The organism is Azospirillum sp. A26, assembly GCF_042604635.1.
Lineage (GTDB): Bacteria > Pseudomonadota > Alphaproteobacteria > Azospirillales > Azospirillaceae > Azospirillum > Azospirillum palustre.
Map to the genome: position 1 here is coordinate 461387 of NZ_CP170473.1, position 16901 is coordinate 478287.

Consider the following 16901-nt stretch of genomic DNA (forward strand, 5'->3'; position numbering starts at 1 on the left):
GAGTCACGCGGCGAGTCCGCGCAGGAACAGGTCAACCGCCTTGTCGACGAAGGCATGGCGCTCCTCCTCCGTCGGTACGGGACAGAGGCCGAGTACCAGCTGGCAATAAGCGCCGCCCTGCATGGCGGACAGGAACTGCCGGGCGACGAAGGCCGGATCGTCGGTGGCGATCGCACCGCGGTCGTTCAGCCGGGTGAACAGGGCGACGAAATTGGCGATCCCCTGCTCCGGCCCCGCCTGGAAATAGAGTTGGGCGGCGAGCGGCATCCGCGTCGCCTCCCCCACCACCGCCTGATGGACGCGGATCGCCGCATCCGACCACAGCAGGTCGGTGAAACGGCGGCCGACCTGGATCAGGACATCGCGCAACGGCATCCCGTCGAACATCTCCGGCGCAAAGCGCAGGCCGCGCCGCTCGCATTCGGCGGAGATCACCGCGGTGTAAAGCTCCTCCTTCGATGGAAAGCGGGTGTAGAGCGTCGTCTTGGACACCCGTGCCTGTTGCGCGACCTGATCCATCGACGTGGCGGCATAGCCGAGTTCCAGGAACACCTCCCGCGCGGCGGCGACGATCTGTTCCGCCTTCGTGTCGAGCGACGGGGCGGGATGGGACGCTTTCTGCTCCGATGACTGCACTGAACTGTACCGTTCACTCTTGACGTTGGCTGGGGGCCGGAGTAGGACGGTAACAGTACGATACAGTCCAGTCCAGTGGGGAGACGTGGTATGGCCCTGTTCCGCGAAAGGCGGCTCGCGTCCGCCGTCATGGCGACAACGGCGCTTCTGACGGTGGCGGGCCTGCTTGCCGGCTGCAACGAAACGCAGTCCGCTTCCACCCCGGCGGAAGCAGAGGTGCGGCCGGTCCGTGTCGCCACCGTCACGCTGGAACCGCTGGTCGACAGCGTCCGCTACCCGGCGGTGATCCGTCCGCGGGTGGAGGCCGATGTCGGCTTCCGCGTCGGCGGCAAGGTGACCGCCCGGCTGGTGGAGGTCGGCACCCGCGTCGAACCCGGCATGCCGCTGGCGCGCCTCGACCCCACCGATCTTCAATTGCAGATCCGCGCGTCGCAGGCGCAGCTCGCCTCCGCCAAGGCCGACGCCGCCAACGCCCGCAGCGATTTCCAGCGCTACGCCAGCCTGCGCCAGGGTGAATGGACCACCCGCCAGGAATACGACCGCCGCAAGACGACGCTGGACAAGGCGGAGTCCAAGGTGCGCGAGGTGGAAGCGCAGCTGCGCGTCCTCGACAACTCCGCCCAATATGCCACGCTCGTGGCGGAGGAGGCCGGCATCGTCACCGCGACTCTGATCGAGCCGGGACAGGTCGTCGCATCCGGACAGACCGCTCTGCGCGTCGCCCGGCTGGGCAGCCTGGAGGCGGTGGCGAACATCCCCGAGCAGAGCGTCGCCGCCCTGCCCCGCCAGAAGCTGGCGGTGGAGCTGTGGTCGCATCCGGGCCAAAGCATCGCCGGCCGCCTGCGCGAGGTCTCGCCCAGCGCCGACGCCAACACCCGGACCTTCCAGGCGAAGATCGCGCTGACCGATCCGCCGCCCACGGTCCAGCTCGGCATGACCGCGACCGTCATCGCCGCCGCCGACCATGGCGCTCCCATCGCCCGCCTGCCGCTGAGCGCTTTGGCGCAGCGGGAGCAGAAGCCGGCGGTTTGGGTGTTGTCCGCGCCGGACGACCGGCTGGAGTTGCGTCCCGTCACCGTCGCCGCCTATGCCGGCGACCTCGCTCTGATCGGCGGCGGGCTGAAGGACGGCGAACGCGTCGTCACCGCCGGAGTGCACAAGCTCGACGCCGGCCAGAAGGTCCGCGTCTGGACGGAGCCGGCGCGATGAACCACTCCCGCATGAATCTGTCTGCCTGGGCGCTTGCCCACCGCACGCTGGTGCTGTTCATGATGCTCGCCAGCGTCCTGGCCGGTGCGCTGGCCTACAAGACCCTGGGCCGGGCGGAGGATCCGTCCTTCACCTTCAAGGTGATGGTGGTGAGCACCCAATGGCCGGGCGCCACGGCGCGCGAGGTGGAACAGTTCGTCACCGACCGCATCGAGAAGAAGCTGGAGGAGGTTCCCTACTACGACGTCGCCCGCAGCTATTCCAAGCCCGGCGAGTCGGTGATCTTCGTCCAGCTGAAGGATTCCACCCCGCCGAAGCTGGTGGCGGATTTGTGGTATCAGGTGCGAAAGAAGATCGGCGACATCCGCCAGACGCTGCCGGACGGCGTGATCGGCCCCTTCTTCAATGACGAATTCGGCGACGTCTATTCCGGCATCTACGCCTTCATGGGCGAGGATTTCACCCCTGCCCAGCTGAAGAAAGTCGCGGAGCAGGCGCGCGCCCGTCTGCTGAAACTGCCGGGCGTCGAGAAGATCGACCTGATCGCTCCGCAGGAGGAGCGCGTCTATGTCGAGATCTCCAGCCAGCGGCTCGCCAGCTTCGGTCTGCCGGTCGACTCGGTGATCCAGGCGCTCCAGCGCGAGAACGCCATCGCCGCGTCGGGCGACGTCGATACCGGATCGCAGCGCGTCTATGTCCGCCTCGACCTCGGCCTCGACACCGCGGCGGCGGTGCGCGCGATCCCGGTGGAGAGCGGTGGCCGGCTGCTGACCATCGGCGACGTGGCGGAGGTCAAGCGCGGCTATGTCGAACCGCGGCGCTACACCCTGCGCTACAACGGTCGCGACGCCATCGGCCTGGGCGTCGTCATGGCGAAGGGCGGCAACGTGCTGAAGCTGGGAGAACAGCTCGACGTTGCGATGGAGAAGGTCCGCGCCGAACTGCCGGTCGGACTGGAGGTGGCGCAGGTCGCCGACCAGCCGAAGGTGGTCGAACATTCCGTCGGCGAATTCATGGAATCGCTGGCCGAAGCGCTGGGCATCGTCATCCTGGTCAGCCTCGTCAGCCTGGGCTGGCGCACCGGCATCGTCGTGGCGCTGGCGGTGCCGCTGGTGCTGGCGATGACGCTGGTGGCGATGCAAATCCTTCACATCGATTTGCAGCGCATTTCGCTGGGCGCCCTCATCATCGCGCTCGGCCTGCTGGTGGACGACGCCATCATCGCGGTTGAGATGATGGTGGTGAAGATGGAACAGGGCTGGGACAGGCTGAAGGCCGGCGCCTTCGCCTACACCTCCACCGCCTTCCCGATGCTGAGCGGCACCATCGTCACCGCCGCCGGCTTCGTGCCGGTCGGCTTCGCGGCCTCGGCCGCCGGCGAATACACCAATTCGATCTTCTGGGTGGTGGCGCTGTCGCTGCTGCTGTCCTGGGTGGTGGCGGTGATCTTCACCCCCTATCTCGGCTGGCTGCTGCTGCCCAAGCCCAAGCATGTGGTGCCGGACGGGCACGAGCTGGACATCTACGACACCCGCGCCTACCGCATCCTGCGCAACATGATCGAGGCCTGCGTGCGGGCGCGCTGGGTCACCATCGGCGTGACGGTGGCGGCCTTCGTCACCGCACTCGTCGGCTTCGGCCATATCCAGCAGCAGTTCTTCCCGTCGGCCAGCCGGCCGGAACTGCTGATCGACGTCCGGCTCGCCGAAGGCTCCTCCTTCGAGGCGACGGCCGCCGAAGTGAAGCGGATGGAGGCGGTGCTAGCCAAGGACCCGGACGTCGATTACTGGGTTGCCTACACCGGCGGCGGGTCGCCGCGCTTTTACCTGCCGCTCGACCAGCAGTTGGAAACCGCCAACTTCGCCCAGTTCATGGTGATGACCAAGGGGTTGGAGGAGCGCGAGCATTTCATGCAGCGGCTGGAGCCGACTTTGGAGTCCGACTTCCCGGCCGCCCGCGTCCGCATAGGCCGCCTGGAGAACGGCCCGCCGGTCGGCTACCCCGTGCAGTTCCGCGTCACCGGCGAGGACCCGGCGACCATCCGCAAGATCGCCTATCAGGTGCGCGACACCATGCGCGCCCACCCCAACACCGCCAACGTCCATCTGGATTGGGACGAGCTGTCCAAGCGCATCCGGCTGGAGGTGGACACCGCCAAGGCCCGTGCGCTGGGCGTGTCGAAGCAGGATCTGTCCAACGCCCTGCAATTGCTGCTGAACGGCATGTCCGTCACCCAGTACCGCGAGGGCACCGAACTGATCGGCGTCCTGCTGCGCACCACGCCGGAGGAGCGGATGGACCTCTCCCGCCTGGGCGAGCTGAACATCCGCACCGGGCGCGGCACCACCGTTCCCCTGAGCCAGGTCGCCACCGTGCGCTACGAGCTTGAGGAACCGGTGCTGTGGCGCCGGGCGCGCGAGACGACGATAACGGTCAAGGGCGACGTCACCGGCGGCTTGCAGGCCCCGGTGGTCAGCACCCAGTTGAACGGCCAGTTCGATGCTCTGCGGGCCACCCTGCCCGACGGCTATGCCATCACCATGGGCGGCGCCATCGAGGAGAGCGCCAAGGGGCAGGACTCGATCAACGCCATGATGCCGGTGATGCTGCTGATCATGATCACCACGCTGATGCTGCAATTGCAGAGCTTCTCGCGCGTGTTCATGGTCCTGCTGACCGCTCCGCTGGGGCTGATCGGCGTCACCGCCTCGCTTCTGCTGTTCAACCTGCCCTTCGGCTTCGTCGCCATGCTGGGCGTCATCGCGCTGGCCGGCATCATCATGCGCAACTCGGTCATCCTGGTCGACCAGATCGAGCAGGATATCCGCAGCGGCCGGTCCCGCTGGGAGAGCATCGTCGAGGCGACGGTGCGCCGCGCCCGCCCCATCGCCCTGACGGCAGCAGCGGCGATCCTCGCCATGATCCCGCTGACGCAGAGCGTCTTCTGGGGGCCAATGGCGGTCGCCATCATGGGCGGTCTGGCCGGTGCCACCGTGCTGACGATCTTCTTCCTGCCGGCCCTCTACGCAGCATGGTTCCGCGTGCCCCGGCCGGAGCGGGAGGAGGTGGAGGACAACGGCATGGGAGGCGCGCTGCCGAAGCCGGCGTTGGGGGATTGATGCCCTACTCTTTTGCTCAAGCTTGACCGCGGTCAAGGGGCGCACGTGTCGTCCGTGACAGGGTGGCGCCACAATCGATCTCCCGATTGCATCATCACTGCTGATGATCCTCTTTCGTACTGTGCCTTTGCGCCCGGCGGCCTCAGCCTCCGGGCGCATTTTTTTTAGGCGTCAGTTCGCCCGCCTGCCCGCGGTCGCCAGCGTCAGCCGGCCGAAGCTCGAGCCCTCCCGCAGCAGGCGTCGGCCACCGACCTCGATCCGGCGATAGGCTGGGCCGGCCATCAGCAGGCAGGCCGTGACCATCGCCAGCATGAGCGCCATCGACCAGCCGCCCGGCAGCGCTTTGCGGTCATAGATGCCCAGCCCCAACCCCAGCAGCCGCGTGGTCACATATTCGACGAAGCCGTGGATGAGATAAAGCGAATAGGACACGTCGCCCAGCCAGACCAGCGGCCGGACATTCAGCATGCCTGCGGCCCGGCCGTGGTTGGCGACGGCCGCCAGGATCAGCAGGGCAAACAGGGGCACAGCCAGCAGGTCCGGCCCGCCGGTGTGCAGAAGCAGCAGGATCGCCACCACCACCCCGGCCATCGTCAGGTCGCTCGACAGCACCGGCGCGGCGAGCCCGCTACGGAAGGCGCTGTAGAGCAGGGTGCCCAGCAGGAATTCCGGCAGGCAGCGCAGCAGGGTCTGCGGCCCGTCCCACTGGTTCAGATTGTCCTGCGTCGTCCAGGCCAGCGCAAAGAGCGTCGCCAGCGCACCGACCGCCAGCAGGGCCTGCGTCCGGCCGCTCGACCGCCAGACCCAGGGCAGCGCGAAGGGGAAGACCAGATAGGCCATGAACTCCAGGCTGATCGACCAAGCCGGGTAATTCCAACTCAGCATGCTGGCATAGAGGCCCTGGAGCATGAACAGGTTGGCGACCAGCGCCCAGACCGATTCAGCCCCTTTCAGCGGAATTGCCGGGAAGCTGCCGGTGGCGGCGTATTCCACCGCGCGGACGGCCAGCGCCGTCGCCACGAACAGCAGCAGGACCGCCAGATGCAGCGGATAGAGCCGGGCGATGCGCGCCCGCAGGAAGCTCCAATATTTGTCGCCGACCGAGTCCGTAAAGGTGCCGTGATAGACATGCGTCAGCACGAAGCCGCTGAGCATGAAGAACAGATCGACGGCCAGATATCCTTTCTGCACCAGATGCGTGTAGCTGTCCGGGTGCAGGTTGGGGAAATACTGGAAGCTGTAGTGGTACAGCACCACCCACAAGGCCGCGATGCCGCGCAGCGGGGTCAGGGAGTGGAGGTGGCCGGGGTTGGTCTGCGTGCTCATGGCGCAGGCTCCGGCCGCTCAGGCCGATGGCCCCTGCCCCGCCGGTGGGATTTGGTCCGAGCGAGATTGCCTGGGCGCGGTCATCGGCCGTCCCGTCTTGAAGCCCGCACCCGTGTTCCAGCCGAGACCCATCGAAACCACGTCACCCTCCAGCCGTTACGCCGCGCGATACCCGTCCGATGTCGAACGGCAAGGCGGCCCCAGTGCGGGTTAACGGTGGCGGTGACGATTGGTTTCGTTGCAGGCTGTTACAGATTGAGGACCGTTACAGGAAGAAGACCAATGTGGTCAGCCCCAGCAACGGCACCAGGATGCCGAAGGACCACGCCATATAGCCGAAGAAGCTGGGCATGGCGACGCCGCGCTCCTCGGCAATCGCCTTGACCATGAAGTTGGGAGCGTTGCCGATATAGCTGTTGGCACCCATGAACACCGCACCGGCCGAGATCGCGGTCAGCGTCAGCGACAGATCCGTCATCAGCACCTTGGCGTCGCCGCCGGCGGTGTTGAAGAAGATCAGGTAGGTCGGCGCGTTGTCGAGGAAGCTGGACAGGATGCCGGCCGCCCAGAAATAGGCGGCGGGGTTCGGCTTCCCGCCCTCGTTCACCGCGGAGATGATGGCGCCCAACGCGCCGTCGGTGCCGGCCCGCAGGATGGCGATGGCCGGAATGATGGTCAGGAAGATGGCGGCGAACAGCTTCGCCACCTCCAGGATCGGACCCCAGCTGAAACCGTTCAGGCGGCGGCTCTGCTTGCTGGTCAGCGCCAGCGACAGGCCGGTGATGCCCAGCAGCAGCAGATTCGACACGATGGTCTCAAGCGGCACCGGCACATGATACAGCGTGAGGCCCGTTCCCGGATGCCAGATGCCGCTGAGCAGCACCGCGCCGACGATGGCGACCAGCAGCAGCAGGTTGACGCTGCCCTCGATGCGGATCGGCTCGCGCTCGTGCACGCCCTCGATCAGCGGGTGCTTGCCGGGATCGCGGGTGTGCAGGAAGAGGTCGAGCGCGAAATAGATCGCCAGCAGCAGGCCCGACAGGAAGGCCATCGGCGCCAGCAGATGCACCGTCGGCCAGAAGAAATCGACGCCCTTCAGGAAGCCAAGGAACAGCGGCGGGTCGCCCAGCGGGGTCAGGGACCCGCCGACATTCGACACCAGGAAGATGAAGAAGACGACCGTGTGGACCTTGTGGCGCCGATGTTCGTTCGCGCGCAGCAGCGGGCGGATCAGCAGCATCGAGGCGCCGGTGGTGCCCATCAGGCTGGCCAGCACGGTGCCCAGCGCCAGCCCGACCGTGTTGGCCATCGGCGTCCCCACCAGCGATCCCGCCAGCCGCACGCCGCCCGCCACCGTGAACAGCGCGGTCAGCAGAACGATGAAGGGGATGTATTCCAGCAGGACCGTGTGCAGCAGCTCGTAGGTGGCAAGCTCGACCCCGAAGGTCGCGGCGAAGGGAACCAGGAAGGCCAGGGCCCAGGCAGCCGAAATCTTGCCGAAATGATGGTGCCAGACCATCGGCGCCAGCAGCGGGAACAGCGCGATCGACAGCAGGACTCCCGCGAAGGGCACCACCCACGCCGCACTCATCAACCGTCCGTCCAGATGCGGCACGCCGGCATGGGCGACCTCAGCCGCCACCTCCGCTGCTTGCACCCCATGCGTGCCCAGTAGCACGCCGCCGCCGACGGCGAGCGCCCCCCAGAACAGCGCTGGAAGAGCGGTCGGGAGGATGGATGGGCGGCGTCGGTGCGTTTGGGAAGTGATCATCGGTCCGGAAAATAGGCTGACGAAAGGAACGGGAGTATGCGGATTGACGCAGCGTAAGCCAAGCCGGAAGGGGCGGCGGCGACACAAACTTTCGTATGCGGGTATGCGCAGGCCCTATGGGCAGGCTCGCAAGGTGATGGCCCTGTCCACCCTCCCCGTCCAGCCGGACAGCGGCCGACACTCGCTGCCCGCACACAGCCGATGCTCTGCGGTGAAGCCGGATGCCGCCAGCGTGACGCTGTCCTGCGGCGGCAGGTCCGGCTTCCAGACCATCCAGCCATCTGCGGTCATCCGGGCATCCGGGCCGGGCTCCATGCCCGCACCGGTGCCGCGGATGCGGGCCTCATTCAGGCGCAACAGTCCCGCTTCGACGGTCCATTGTTCCCGCCACTCCGTCTTTTCGATGGAGTGAGTCCAGGACAGGGTGAAGGCCGTCCCCGGCAGCGACGCCAGCAGCGCGCCGCCGAGGGCGAACAGGCAGAGGCCGCTCACCTCACGCCGCGGCGGCGGTCGGCACGCTCCGGCGCCGGTGCTGCCACAGCAGGAACAGGCCGGTCATGACGAAGGCGGCCTCGTCGGTCAGCGGCAGAGCCACGATGAACAGGAAGGACGCCGCCGCGGCATAGAGGCGGGCGACCAGCGACAGCGGCGTCCAGAAGAAGCCGATGGTGGCGGCCCCCCACAGGGCGATGGCGACGCAGGCCTTGACGAACACATAGGCCACTGCGAGCCAGTTCCCGGTTTGCAGAACCAGGGCCGGGTCGTAGACGGCCATGAAGGGCACGACATAGCCCGCCATGGCCACCCGCGTCGCGATCCAGCCGATCTCCATATGGTCGGCCTTGCAGATCGACGAGGCCGCCAGCGCCGCCAGAGCGACCGGCGGGGTCAGGTCGGCCATGATGCCGAAATAGAAGACGAACATGTGGCTGACCATCAGCGGCACGCCCATGGTCAGCAGTGCCGGCGCCGCAATCGACGCGGTGATGATGTAGTTGGCCGTCGTCGGCAGGCCGGTGCCCAGCACGATGCAGGCGATCATGGTCAGCACCAGCGCCGCCAGCAGGTTGCCGCCCGACCAGTCGACGATGGTGGAGGCGAAGCTGGAGGCAAGCCCCGTCAGCGTCATCATGCCGATCAGCACGCCGACCAGCGCGCAGGCGACGCCGACGCCGACCGCGTTCTTGGCGCCGTCGGCGATGCTGTTCACCACCAGCGTAAGCGTCTCCCGGCCGCCCTTGAACAGCAGGCAGGGGATGATGAGCAGCACGACCATGGTGAAGGCCAGATGCTCGGTCCGGAACCCCAACTTCCGCAGTCCGGCGGCGACCAGACCGACCGCGACCCAGAAGGCGACACGCAACGCCATCGGCCCGATGGTGCCGACGATGGTGGTGCCGAGGATCAGTGCCGCGGTTGCCGCGATACCGATCACCCCGGCGAACAGCGGCGTGAAGCCGGAGAACAGCAGATAGACCAGCGCCGCCAACGGCAGGATCAGGTACCAGCCCTCCACCACGGCACGAAGCGCGCTGGGGCACTGGTCCTTGGGCAGCCCGACGAGGTTGCGCATCCCCGCCTCCAGATGGACCATCCAGAAGGCGCTGCCGAAATAGAGGATCGCCGGGATCGCCGCGGCGATGGCGACCTCGCTGTAGGGCACGCCGATGGTTTCCGCCATGATGAAGGCCGCCGCCCCCATCACCGGCGGCATCAGTTGCCCGCCCATGCTCGCCGTCGCCTCCACAGCACCGGCGAAGGCCGGGCGGTAGCCGAAGCGCATCATCAGCGGGATGGTGAACTGCCCGGTGGTCAACACGTTGGCGACGCCCGAGCCGTTGATGGTGCCCATCAGGCCGGACGAGATCACCGCCACCTTCGCCGGCCCGCCCTTGGCATGACCGACGAGGCCGAGCGAGACGTCGTTGAACAGCTTGATCATGCCGGCGCGCTCAAGGAAGGCACCGAACAGGATGAACAAGAAGATGTAGCTGGCCGACACGAAGGTCGGCGTTCCGTAAAGCCCCTCCGTCGACAGGTAGAGATTGTCGATCACCTGATCGAGGTCGTAACCGCGGTGGGCGAGCCCGAAGGGCAGATGGCGGCCGAACAGGGCGTAAGGGATGAAGACGCCGCACATGATCGGCAGCGCCAGCCCCATGATGCGCCGCGCCGCCTCGAACACCAGCGCCACCGCGATGGTGCCGACGATCAGGTCGGTGGTGTTGGGATCGCCCGCCCGCTGGATCAGGTCGACCTCGAACACGTAGTGATAGAGGCCGACGCCGAAGGCAGTCAGGCCCAGCAGCCAGTCGTACCAGGGGACCCGCCTGCGCTCCGCCGTCTGGCGGAAGCCGAACAGGGTGAAGGTCATCAGCAGCAGGAAACCGACATGGACCGCCCGCACCACCATGGTGGACACCGGGTTGAAGGCAGCGGTCCAGATCTGGAAGGCGGAGAAGGCGACAGCGATGACGAAGACCGCCCGCCCGTCGAACCCTTCGAATGCGGCCACCGTCGCCGGATTTTCCCGGTCGATGGCCTGACGGATCTCGGAGTCCGCCTGATTCTTGTTTGTGCTCACCACGGCTTCTCCGCCCATCGGATTCTTACATCAGGCCCTTTTCCTTGAAGTACTTGATGGCGCCCGGATGCAGCGGCACCGGCGACTGGGTGGCGGTCTGGTCGAGCTTGATCTGCTTGGCGGCGACATGGGCGGCGGCCAGCGCGTCGAGATTCTCGAACAGCGTCTTTGTCATGGCATAGGCGGCATCGTCGGACACACCGGAATGGCTGACCAGCAGGTTGCGCACCGCGGCGGTCGGCACGGCCTCCGTCTGTCCCGGGTAGGTGCCGGCCGGGATGGTTTCGGTGATGTAGGCAGCATCGCCGACCTTCTGCACCAGCTCGGCCGGAATGCTGACGACGGTGATTTCCTGGGACGAGGACAGATCCTTGATCGCCGCCACGCCGAGGCCGGCGGAAATCAGCGTCGCGTCGAGCTGGCGGTTCTTGATCAGGTCGACCGACTCGCCGAAGGGCAGATATTCGGTCTTGGCGAAATCCTTGTAGGTCAGGCCGGCGGCGCCGAAGATGGCCCGCGCGTTCAGCTCCGTCCCCGACTTCGGCGCACCGACCGACACCCGCTTGCCCTTCAGGTCGGCCAGCGTCTTGATGCCCGATTCCTTGGCGGCGACGACCTGGATGTAGTTGGGATAGATGGCGGCGATGGTGCGCAGCTTGTCCAGCTTCTGCTTGAAGCCGACCTCCTCGTTGCCTTTCCAGGCATCGCTCAGCGAATCGCCCAGCGTGAAGCCGATCTCGCCGCGGCCGGCCTGGAGCAGGTTGAGGTTCTCGACCGACGCCTTGGTCGCCTGCGCGGTCACCTTCGCCCCCGGCAGCGCCTTGCCGTACACGTTGGAAAGCGCCACGCCGAGGGGATAATAGACACCGCTGGTGCCGCCGGTCAGAACGGTGATGAAGGTCTCCGCCTGCGCCGGAAGTGCGGCGAGGCCAAGGCCGACGCCGAGGCCCGCAGCCGTGCACAGGGCCAGGACGCGACGCTTCACAGATGGGCGATTCATGGTGGCTCTCCCCGTCATCATTGCCGTGCCCGGATCGTTGCCGGGCGGATTTATTTTGGGCCCACGGAGCGTGGGCAGCCCCAACCCACTGTAACGCGCCACAAAATTGCGCGCCAGTACGTACAATCCGACATAACGATGGTTGCAATGCCATTCTTTCGGCCAAGCCATGCACAGGCTCCTTGACCTCGAAGGGCAGACACCCCCTATCCTTGTGGCACAAGACCGCCGACCGAAGCGGACACCACCACGGCTTCGGCCGACGGCGCGTCAATCGACAGCGATAAGTCCCAACTGCACGCCATACGACTGCAAGCCAGACTTCAGCCAGCGGGAGGAAATCCGATGTCCTGTACCGTTTCGATGACCGTCAATGGCAAGACGGTCTCGCGCGAGGTGGAGGAGCGCACCCTGCTCGTCGCCTTCCTGCGCGAGCATCTTGGCCTGACGGGCACCCATATCGGCTGCGACACCAGCCAGTGCGGCGCCTGCGTCGTCCATGTCGACGGCCGGTCGGTCAAGTCCTGCACCACGCTGGCCGTCCAGGCCAACGGGGCGGATGTCATGACCATCGAAGGTCTGGCGGCGGCCGATGGCACGCTGCACCCGATGCAGGCCGCCTTCCGCGAACATCACGGCCTGCAATGCGGCTTCTGCACGCCGGGCATGGTGATGAGCGCGGTCGATCTGGTCCGCGAGAACCCGAACCCGACCGAGGCTGACATCCGCGAGGGGCTGGAGGGCAACATCTGCCGCTGCACCGGCTATCACAACATCGTCAAGGCGGTGAAGGCGGGTGCCGAAGCGATGGCTGGAGCCCAGGCAACACCGGTCGCGGCCGAATAAGGGCGAAACGCCCAGAGCAGAAAAGATTGCAGATCAGGCATTTCCGCATCTTCAGCGTTCCTGTGGGAGGAAACACGAGATGGCGAACCCCAATGGCATCGGCGCCTCGGTGCGCCGGCGCGAAGACCAGCGTTTTCTGACCGGCCGCGGCAATTACACCGACGATTTCAAGCGCCTGAACATGACCCATGCGGTCCATGTGCGCTCGCCTTACGCCCATGCCCGCATCCTGGGCATCGACTTCACGGACGCGGCGGCGATGCCGGGCGTGGTCGCCGTGCTGACCGGGGCCGACATGGAGGCCGACAAGGTCGGCAGCCTGCCCTGCGGCTGGCAGATCCATTCCAAGGACGGCTCGCCGATGAAGGAGCCGCCCCACTACCCACTGGCGCGCGACCGCGTGCGCTATGTCGGTGACGCGGTTGCGGTGGTGATCGCCGAGACCCGCGAGCAGGCGCGCGACGCCGCCGAGATGGTGGTGGTCGATTACGAGGAACTGCCGGCGGTCGGATCCTCCACCCGTGCCATCGCCGGCGGTGCGCCGCTGGTCCATGACGATGCGCCGGACAATGTCTGCTACGACTGGCATCTCGGCGACCGGGCGGCGGTGGATGCGGCCTTCGCCAACGCCGCACATGTCGCGAAGATCGATCTGGTCAACCAGCGTCTGGTGCCGAACGCGATGGAACCGCGGGCGGCGATGGGCGAGTACGACCAGTCGAACGGCGAATACACCCTGACCACCACCAGCCAGAACCCGCACGTTACCCGCCTGCTGATGGGCGCCTTCGTGCTGGGCATTCCCGAACACAAGCTGCGCGTGGTGGCGCCCGACGTCGGCGGCGGGTTCGGATCGAAGATCTTCCATTACGGCGAGGAGGCCGTCGTCACCTGGGCGGCGCGCAAGGTCGGCCGGCCGGTGAAATGGACCGCCGACCGCTCGGAAAGCTTCCTGACCGACGCCCATGGCCGCGACCATGTCAGCCACGCCGAACTGGCGATGGACGCCGACGGCAATTTCCTGGCGCTGCGCGTCTCGACGCTGGCCAATCTCGGCGCCTATCTGTCGACCTTCGCGCCGTCGATCCCGACCTACCTCTACGCCACCCTGCTGGCGGGCCAGTACAAGACCCCGGCGATCTATGCCGAGGTGAAGGCGGTCTTCACCAACACCTCTCCCGTCGATGCCTATCGCGGCGCCGGCCGGCCGGAAGCCTGCTACCTGATCGAACGGATTGTCGATGTCGCGGCCGGCGTGATGGGCATGGACAAGACGGAAATCCGCCGCCGCAACTTCGTGCCGAAGGAGGCGATGCCCTACCAGACGCCGGTGGCACTGCAATACGACACCGGCGACTTCGCCAAGAATCTCGACATCGCCCTGCCGCTGGTCGACTACCCCGGCTTCCAGCAGCGCCGGGCCGAATCGAAGGCGCGCGGCAAGCTGCGCGGCATCGGCTTCGCGACCTATATTGAGGCCTGCGGCATCGCCCCCAGCAATGTCGCCGGTGCGCTCGGCGCTCGCGCAGGACTTTATGAATGCGCGGAAGTCCGTTTCCATCCAACGGGTTCGGTGACGGTCTTCACCGGCGCTCACAGCCACGGCCAGGGCCATGAGACCACCTTCGCCCAGATCGTGGCGGAGCGGTTCGGCATCCCGATCGAGAATGTCGAGATCGTCCACGGCGACACCAACAAGATCCCCTTCGGCATGGGCACCTACGGCTCGCGCTCGCTCGCGGTCGGCGGCTCGGCCCTGGTGAAGGCGATGGACAAGGTGGAGCGCAAGGCGAAGAAGATCGCCGCCCACATGCTGGAGGCCGCCGAGACCGACATTGAGGTCAAGGAGGGCCGTTTCACCGTCGCCGGCACCGACAAGAGCCTGGGCATCGGCGACATCGCCCTGCAAGCCTACGTCCCGCACAACTTCCCGCTCGACGAGCTGGAGCCGGGGCTGGACGAGCAGGCCTTCTACGACCCGAAGAACTTCACCTACCCCAACGGCTGCCATGTCTGCGAGCTGGAGATCGACCCCGACACCGGCGTCACCACCATCGTCAGCTTCGCCGCGGTGGATGATTTCGGCAACGTCATCAACCCGCTGATCGTCGAGGGGCAGGTGCATGGCGGCCTGGTCCAGGGCATAGGTCAGGCGCTGTACGAGAACTGCGTCTATGACGAGGAGTCGGGCCAGCTCGTCACCGGCTCCTACATGGACTATTGCATGCCGCGGGCGGACGATGTCCCATCCTTCACCGTGCGCTATCACGAGGACCAGCCCTGCACCCACAACCCGCTGGGCGTGAAGGGCTGCGGCGAGGCCGGGACCATCGGCGCCGCCGCCGCCGTCATGAACGCGGTGGTGGATGCGCTGTCCGACTATGGCGTCACCCACATGGACATGCCGGCGACGCCGGAGAAGGTCTGGCGGACCATCCGCGACGCTGCTCCGGCCATGGCGGCGGAATAAGACGGCCGAAGAAGAAGGAGGCTAGAGAATGTACGCGTTCACGTACCAACGGCCGACATCGCTTGCCGACGCGGCGACCGCCATCCAGGCGGAAGAGGCCAAGCTGCTGGGCGGCGGCCAGACCCTGCTGCCGACGCTGAAACAGCGTCTCGCCCGCCCGACCGACCTGATCGACCTCGGCGCCATTCCGGAGTTGAAGGGCATCCGAGAGGCCGATGGAGGGTTGGAAATCGGCGCCTTCACGCGCCATGCGGAGGTCGCCCATTCCGACCTCGTCAAGCGGGTCATCCCGGCGCTGGCGAGCCTCGCCGAGGGCATCGGCGACCGTCAGGTCCGCAACATGGGCACGATGGGCGGCTCCATCGCCAACGCCGATCCGTCAGCCGACTACCCGTCGGCCGTGGTGGCGCTCAAGGCCACGGTGACCACCGACCGCCGAACCATCGCTGGCGACGATTTCTTCACCGGCATGTTCGAAACCGCGCTGGAGCCGGGCGAGATCCTCAAGTCGGTCCGCTACTCCCGACCGGACAAGGCGGCCTACGCCAAGTTCCGTAACCCGGCCAGCCGCTACGCCATCGTCGGCGTCTTCGTCGCGAAGTTCGGCGCGGAGGTGCGGGTGGCGGTGACCGGCGCCGCCGGCTCCGTTTTCCGCGCCACCGCGTTCGAGACGGCGCTGGCCGCCGACTTCCGTGCCGAAGCGCTGAACGGTCTGTCTGTGGAGGCCGACGGCCTGAACGCCGACATCCACGCCAGCGCCGACTACCGCGCCCACCTCGTCACCGTGATGGCAAAGCGCGCGGTGGAAGCGGTGGGGTGATTTAGCTCCCTCTCCCACCCCGGGAGAGGGAAGGGGCCCACCGCGAAGCGGTGGGAAGGGTGAGGGGTGGTGCAAGGATCCCGAACCGCAAGGTTCCTTGCCTCATCCCTCACCCTCCCCACCTTCGGTGGGTCCCCTCCCTCTCCCGGGGCGGGAGAGGGCATTCCTCGTCCATCTCCAAGGCCGTCCATGACCCCAGCCCTCCCCGCCTCCGTCGATGACACGCTGGCGCTTCTCACCCGCGGCAATTACGTCGCGGACCGCTCGCTGGCGACAGCACTCTTCCTGGCGCTGAAGCTCAAGCGCCCGCTGTTCCTGGAAGGTGAGGCCGGGGTCGGCAAGACGGAGATCGCCAAGGTCCTGTCGGCGACGCTCGGCCGCAAGCTGCTGCGGCTGCAATGCTATGAAGGGCTGGACGCCTCGTCGGCCGTCTATGAGTGGAACTATGCCCGCCAGATGATGGAAATCCGTCTGGCCGAGGCGTCCGGCGGGCAGGACCGCGACTCGCTGGCCGCCGACCTGTTCTCCGAGCGCTTCCTGGTCAAGCGGCCGCTGCTCCAGGCGCTGGAGCCGGACCTTGCCGGACCGCCGGTGCTGCTGATCGACGAGTTGGACCGCACCGACGAGCCGTTCGAGGCCTATCTGCTGGAGATCCTGTCCGACTATCAAGTCTCCATCCCGGAATTCGGCACAATCCATGCGCCGGAGCCGCCCATCGTCATCCTCACCTCCAACCGCACGCGCGAGATCCACGACGCGCTGAAACGGCGCTGCTTCTATCATTGGGTCGATTACCCCAGCGCCGTACGGGAGCGGGAGATCCTGTCGGTCAAGGCGCCGCAGGCCGATGCCCGGCTGGCGGCCCAGGTGGTGGGCTTCGTCCAGACTCTGCGCGACATGGATCTCTACAAGGCGCCGGGGGTTGCCGAGACGCTGGACTGGGCGCAGGCGCTGGTGGAACTGAACCAGCTGGAGCTTGAGCCCTCCGTCATCAACGACACGCTGGGCACGCTGCTGAAATACCAGGACGATATCGCCCGCATCCAGGGCAGCGAGGCGGCGCGCATCCTGACCCAGGTCAAGACCGAGCTGGCCGCCACCACCGCCCGGTGAGACCGTC

The 16901-nt window shown here is 66.8% G+C and carries 12 protein-coding genes; 6 read left to right on the forward strand and 6 right to left on the reverse strand.

Annotated elements, in window-relative coordinates:
* Positions 1–3: 3 nt before the first annotated feature.
* On the reverse strand, positions 4–636 hold the full coding sequence (locus ABNQ39_RS16635) for a TetR/AcrR family transcriptional regulator (RefSeq protein ID WP_376961800.1): 633 nt from the start codon (positions 634–636) through the stop codon (positions 4–6).
* A gap of 90 nt (positions 637–726) precedes the next feature.
* Between ABNQ39_RS16635 and ABNQ39_RS16640 the strand changes: the two genes are divergently transcribed.
* Both ABNQ39_RS16640 and ABNQ39_RS16645 read left to right on the forward strand, forming a co-directional pair.
* The gene (locus ABNQ39_RS16640) at positions 727–1845 is read left to right on the forward strand and encodes an efflux RND transporter periplasmic adaptor subunit (protein WP_376961802.1); all 1119 of its coding nucleotides are present in this window, start codon (positions 727–729) and stop codon (positions 1843–1845) included.
* Between the two features lie 11 nt (positions 1846–1856).
* Positions 1857–4964, forward strand: coding sequence for an efflux RND transporter permease subunit (locus ABNQ39_RS16645; RefSeq protein WP_376961804.1), 3108 nt, complete (start codon positions 1857–1859; stop codon positions 4962–4964).
* A gap of 171 nt (positions 4965–5135) precedes the next feature.
* Here the strand turns inward: ABNQ39_RS16645 and ABNQ39_RS16650 are convergent, their stop codons facing one another.
* The 5 genes from ABNQ39_RS16650 to ABNQ39_RS16670 form a co-directional block, all read right to left on the reverse strand.
* Positions 5136–6290, reverse strand: coding sequence for an acyltransferase family protein (locus tag ABNQ39_RS16650; protein ID WP_376961806.1), 1155 nt, complete (start codon positions 6288–6290; stop codon positions 5136–5138).
* A 265-nt stretch (positions 6291–6555) separates the two neighbouring features.
* A complete protein-coding gene (locus ABNQ39_RS16655) occupies positions 6556–7932 on the reverse strand; it encodes a sodium:proton antiporter (protein ID WP_376961809.1) in 1377 nt (458 codons plus the stop codon).
* 243 nt (positions 7933–8175) lie between these two features.
* The gene (locus ABNQ39_RS16660; RefSeq protein ID WP_376961812.1) at positions 8176–8553 is read right to left on the reverse strand and encodes a DUF1850 domain-containing protein; all 378 of its coding nucleotides are present in this window, start codon (positions 8551–8553) and stop codon (positions 8176–8178) included.
* A 1-nt stretch (position 8554) separates the two neighbouring features.
* The gene (locus ABNQ39_RS16665) at positions 8555–10645 is read right to left on the reverse strand and encodes a TRAP transporter permease (RefSeq protein ID WP_376961814.1); all 2091 of its coding nucleotides are present in this window, start codon (positions 10643–10645) and stop codon (positions 8555–8557) included.
* A 25-nt stretch (positions 10646–10670) separates the two neighbouring features.
* Complete coding sequence (locus ABNQ39_RS16670; RefSeq protein WP_376961816.1) at positions 10671–11645, reverse strand: TAXI family TRAP transporter solute-binding subunit; 975 nt, start codon at positions 11643–11645, stop codon at positions 10671–10673.
* 345 nt (positions 11646–11990) lie between these two features.
* Here ABNQ39_RS16670 and ABNQ39_RS16675 point away from each other — a divergent pair, with 345 nt between their 5' ends.
* From ABNQ39_RS16675 to ABNQ39_RS16690, 4 genes are all read left to right on the forward strand, one after another.
* The gene (locus ABNQ39_RS16675; RefSeq protein WP_376961819.1) at positions 11991–12491 is read left to right on the forward strand and encodes a (2Fe-2S)-binding protein; all 501 of its coding nucleotides are present in this window, start codon (positions 11991–11993) and stop codon (positions 12489–12491) included.
* Positions 12492–12570: 79 nt separating this feature from the next.
* The gene (locus tag ABNQ39_RS16680; RefSeq protein ID WP_376961821.1) at positions 12571–14961 is read left to right on the forward strand and encodes a xanthine dehydrogenase family protein molybdopterin-binding subunit; all 2391 of its coding nucleotides are present in this window, start codon (positions 12571–12573) and stop codon (positions 14959–14961) included.
* Positions 14962–14989: 28 nt separating this feature from the next.
* Positions 14990–15781: an FAD binding domain-containing protein gene (locus tag ABNQ39_RS16685; protein WP_376961823.1), complete on the forward strand. Its 792-nt coding sequence runs from the start codon at positions 14990–14992 to the stop codon at positions 15779–15781.
* A 189-nt stretch (positions 15782–15970) separates the two neighbouring features.
* Entirely contained in the window at positions 15971–16894 is a 924-nt protein-coding gene (locus ABNQ39_RS16690) for an AAA family ATPase (protein ID WP_376961825.1), read from the forward strand.
* The last annotated feature ends 7 nt before the right edge of the window (positions 16895–16901 follow it).

Excerpts from the sequence above, each read along its gene's own strand:
- ABNQ39_RS16680 (WP_376961821.1), top strand. The coding sequence starts at position 12,571 with ATGGCGAACCCCAATGGCATCGGCGCCTCGGTGCGCCGGCGCGAAGAC.
- ABNQ39_RS16640 (WP_376961802.1), top strand. The coding sequence starts at position 727 with ATGGCCCTGTTCCGCGAAAGGCGGCTCGCGTCCGCCGTCATGGCGACA.
- ABNQ39_RS16650 (WP_376961806.1), bottom strand. The coding sequence starts at position 6,290 with ATGAGCACGCAGACCAACCCCGGCCACCTCCACTCCCTGACCCCGCTG.
- ABNQ39_RS16675 (WP_376961819.1), top strand. The coding sequence starts at position 11,991 with ATGTCCTGTACCGTTTCGATGACCGTCAATGGCAAGACGGTCTCGCGC.
- ABNQ39_RS16645 (WP_376961804.1), top strand. The coding sequence starts at position 1,857 with ATGAATCTGTCTGCCTGGGCGCTTGCCCACCGCACGCTGGTGCTGTTC.
- ABNQ39_RS16690 (WP_376961825.1), top strand. The coding sequence starts at position 15,971 with ATGACCCCAGCCCTCCCCGCCTCCGTCGATGACACGCTGGCGCTTCTC.
- ABNQ39_RS16670 (WP_376961816.1), bottom strand. The coding sequence starts at position 11,645 with ATGAATCGCCCATCTGTGAAGCGTCGCGTCCTGGCCCTGTGCACGGCT.
- ABNQ39_RS16685 (WP_376961823.1), top strand. The coding sequence starts at position 14,990 with ATGTACGCGTTCACGTACCAACGGCCGACATCGCTTGCCGACGCGGCG.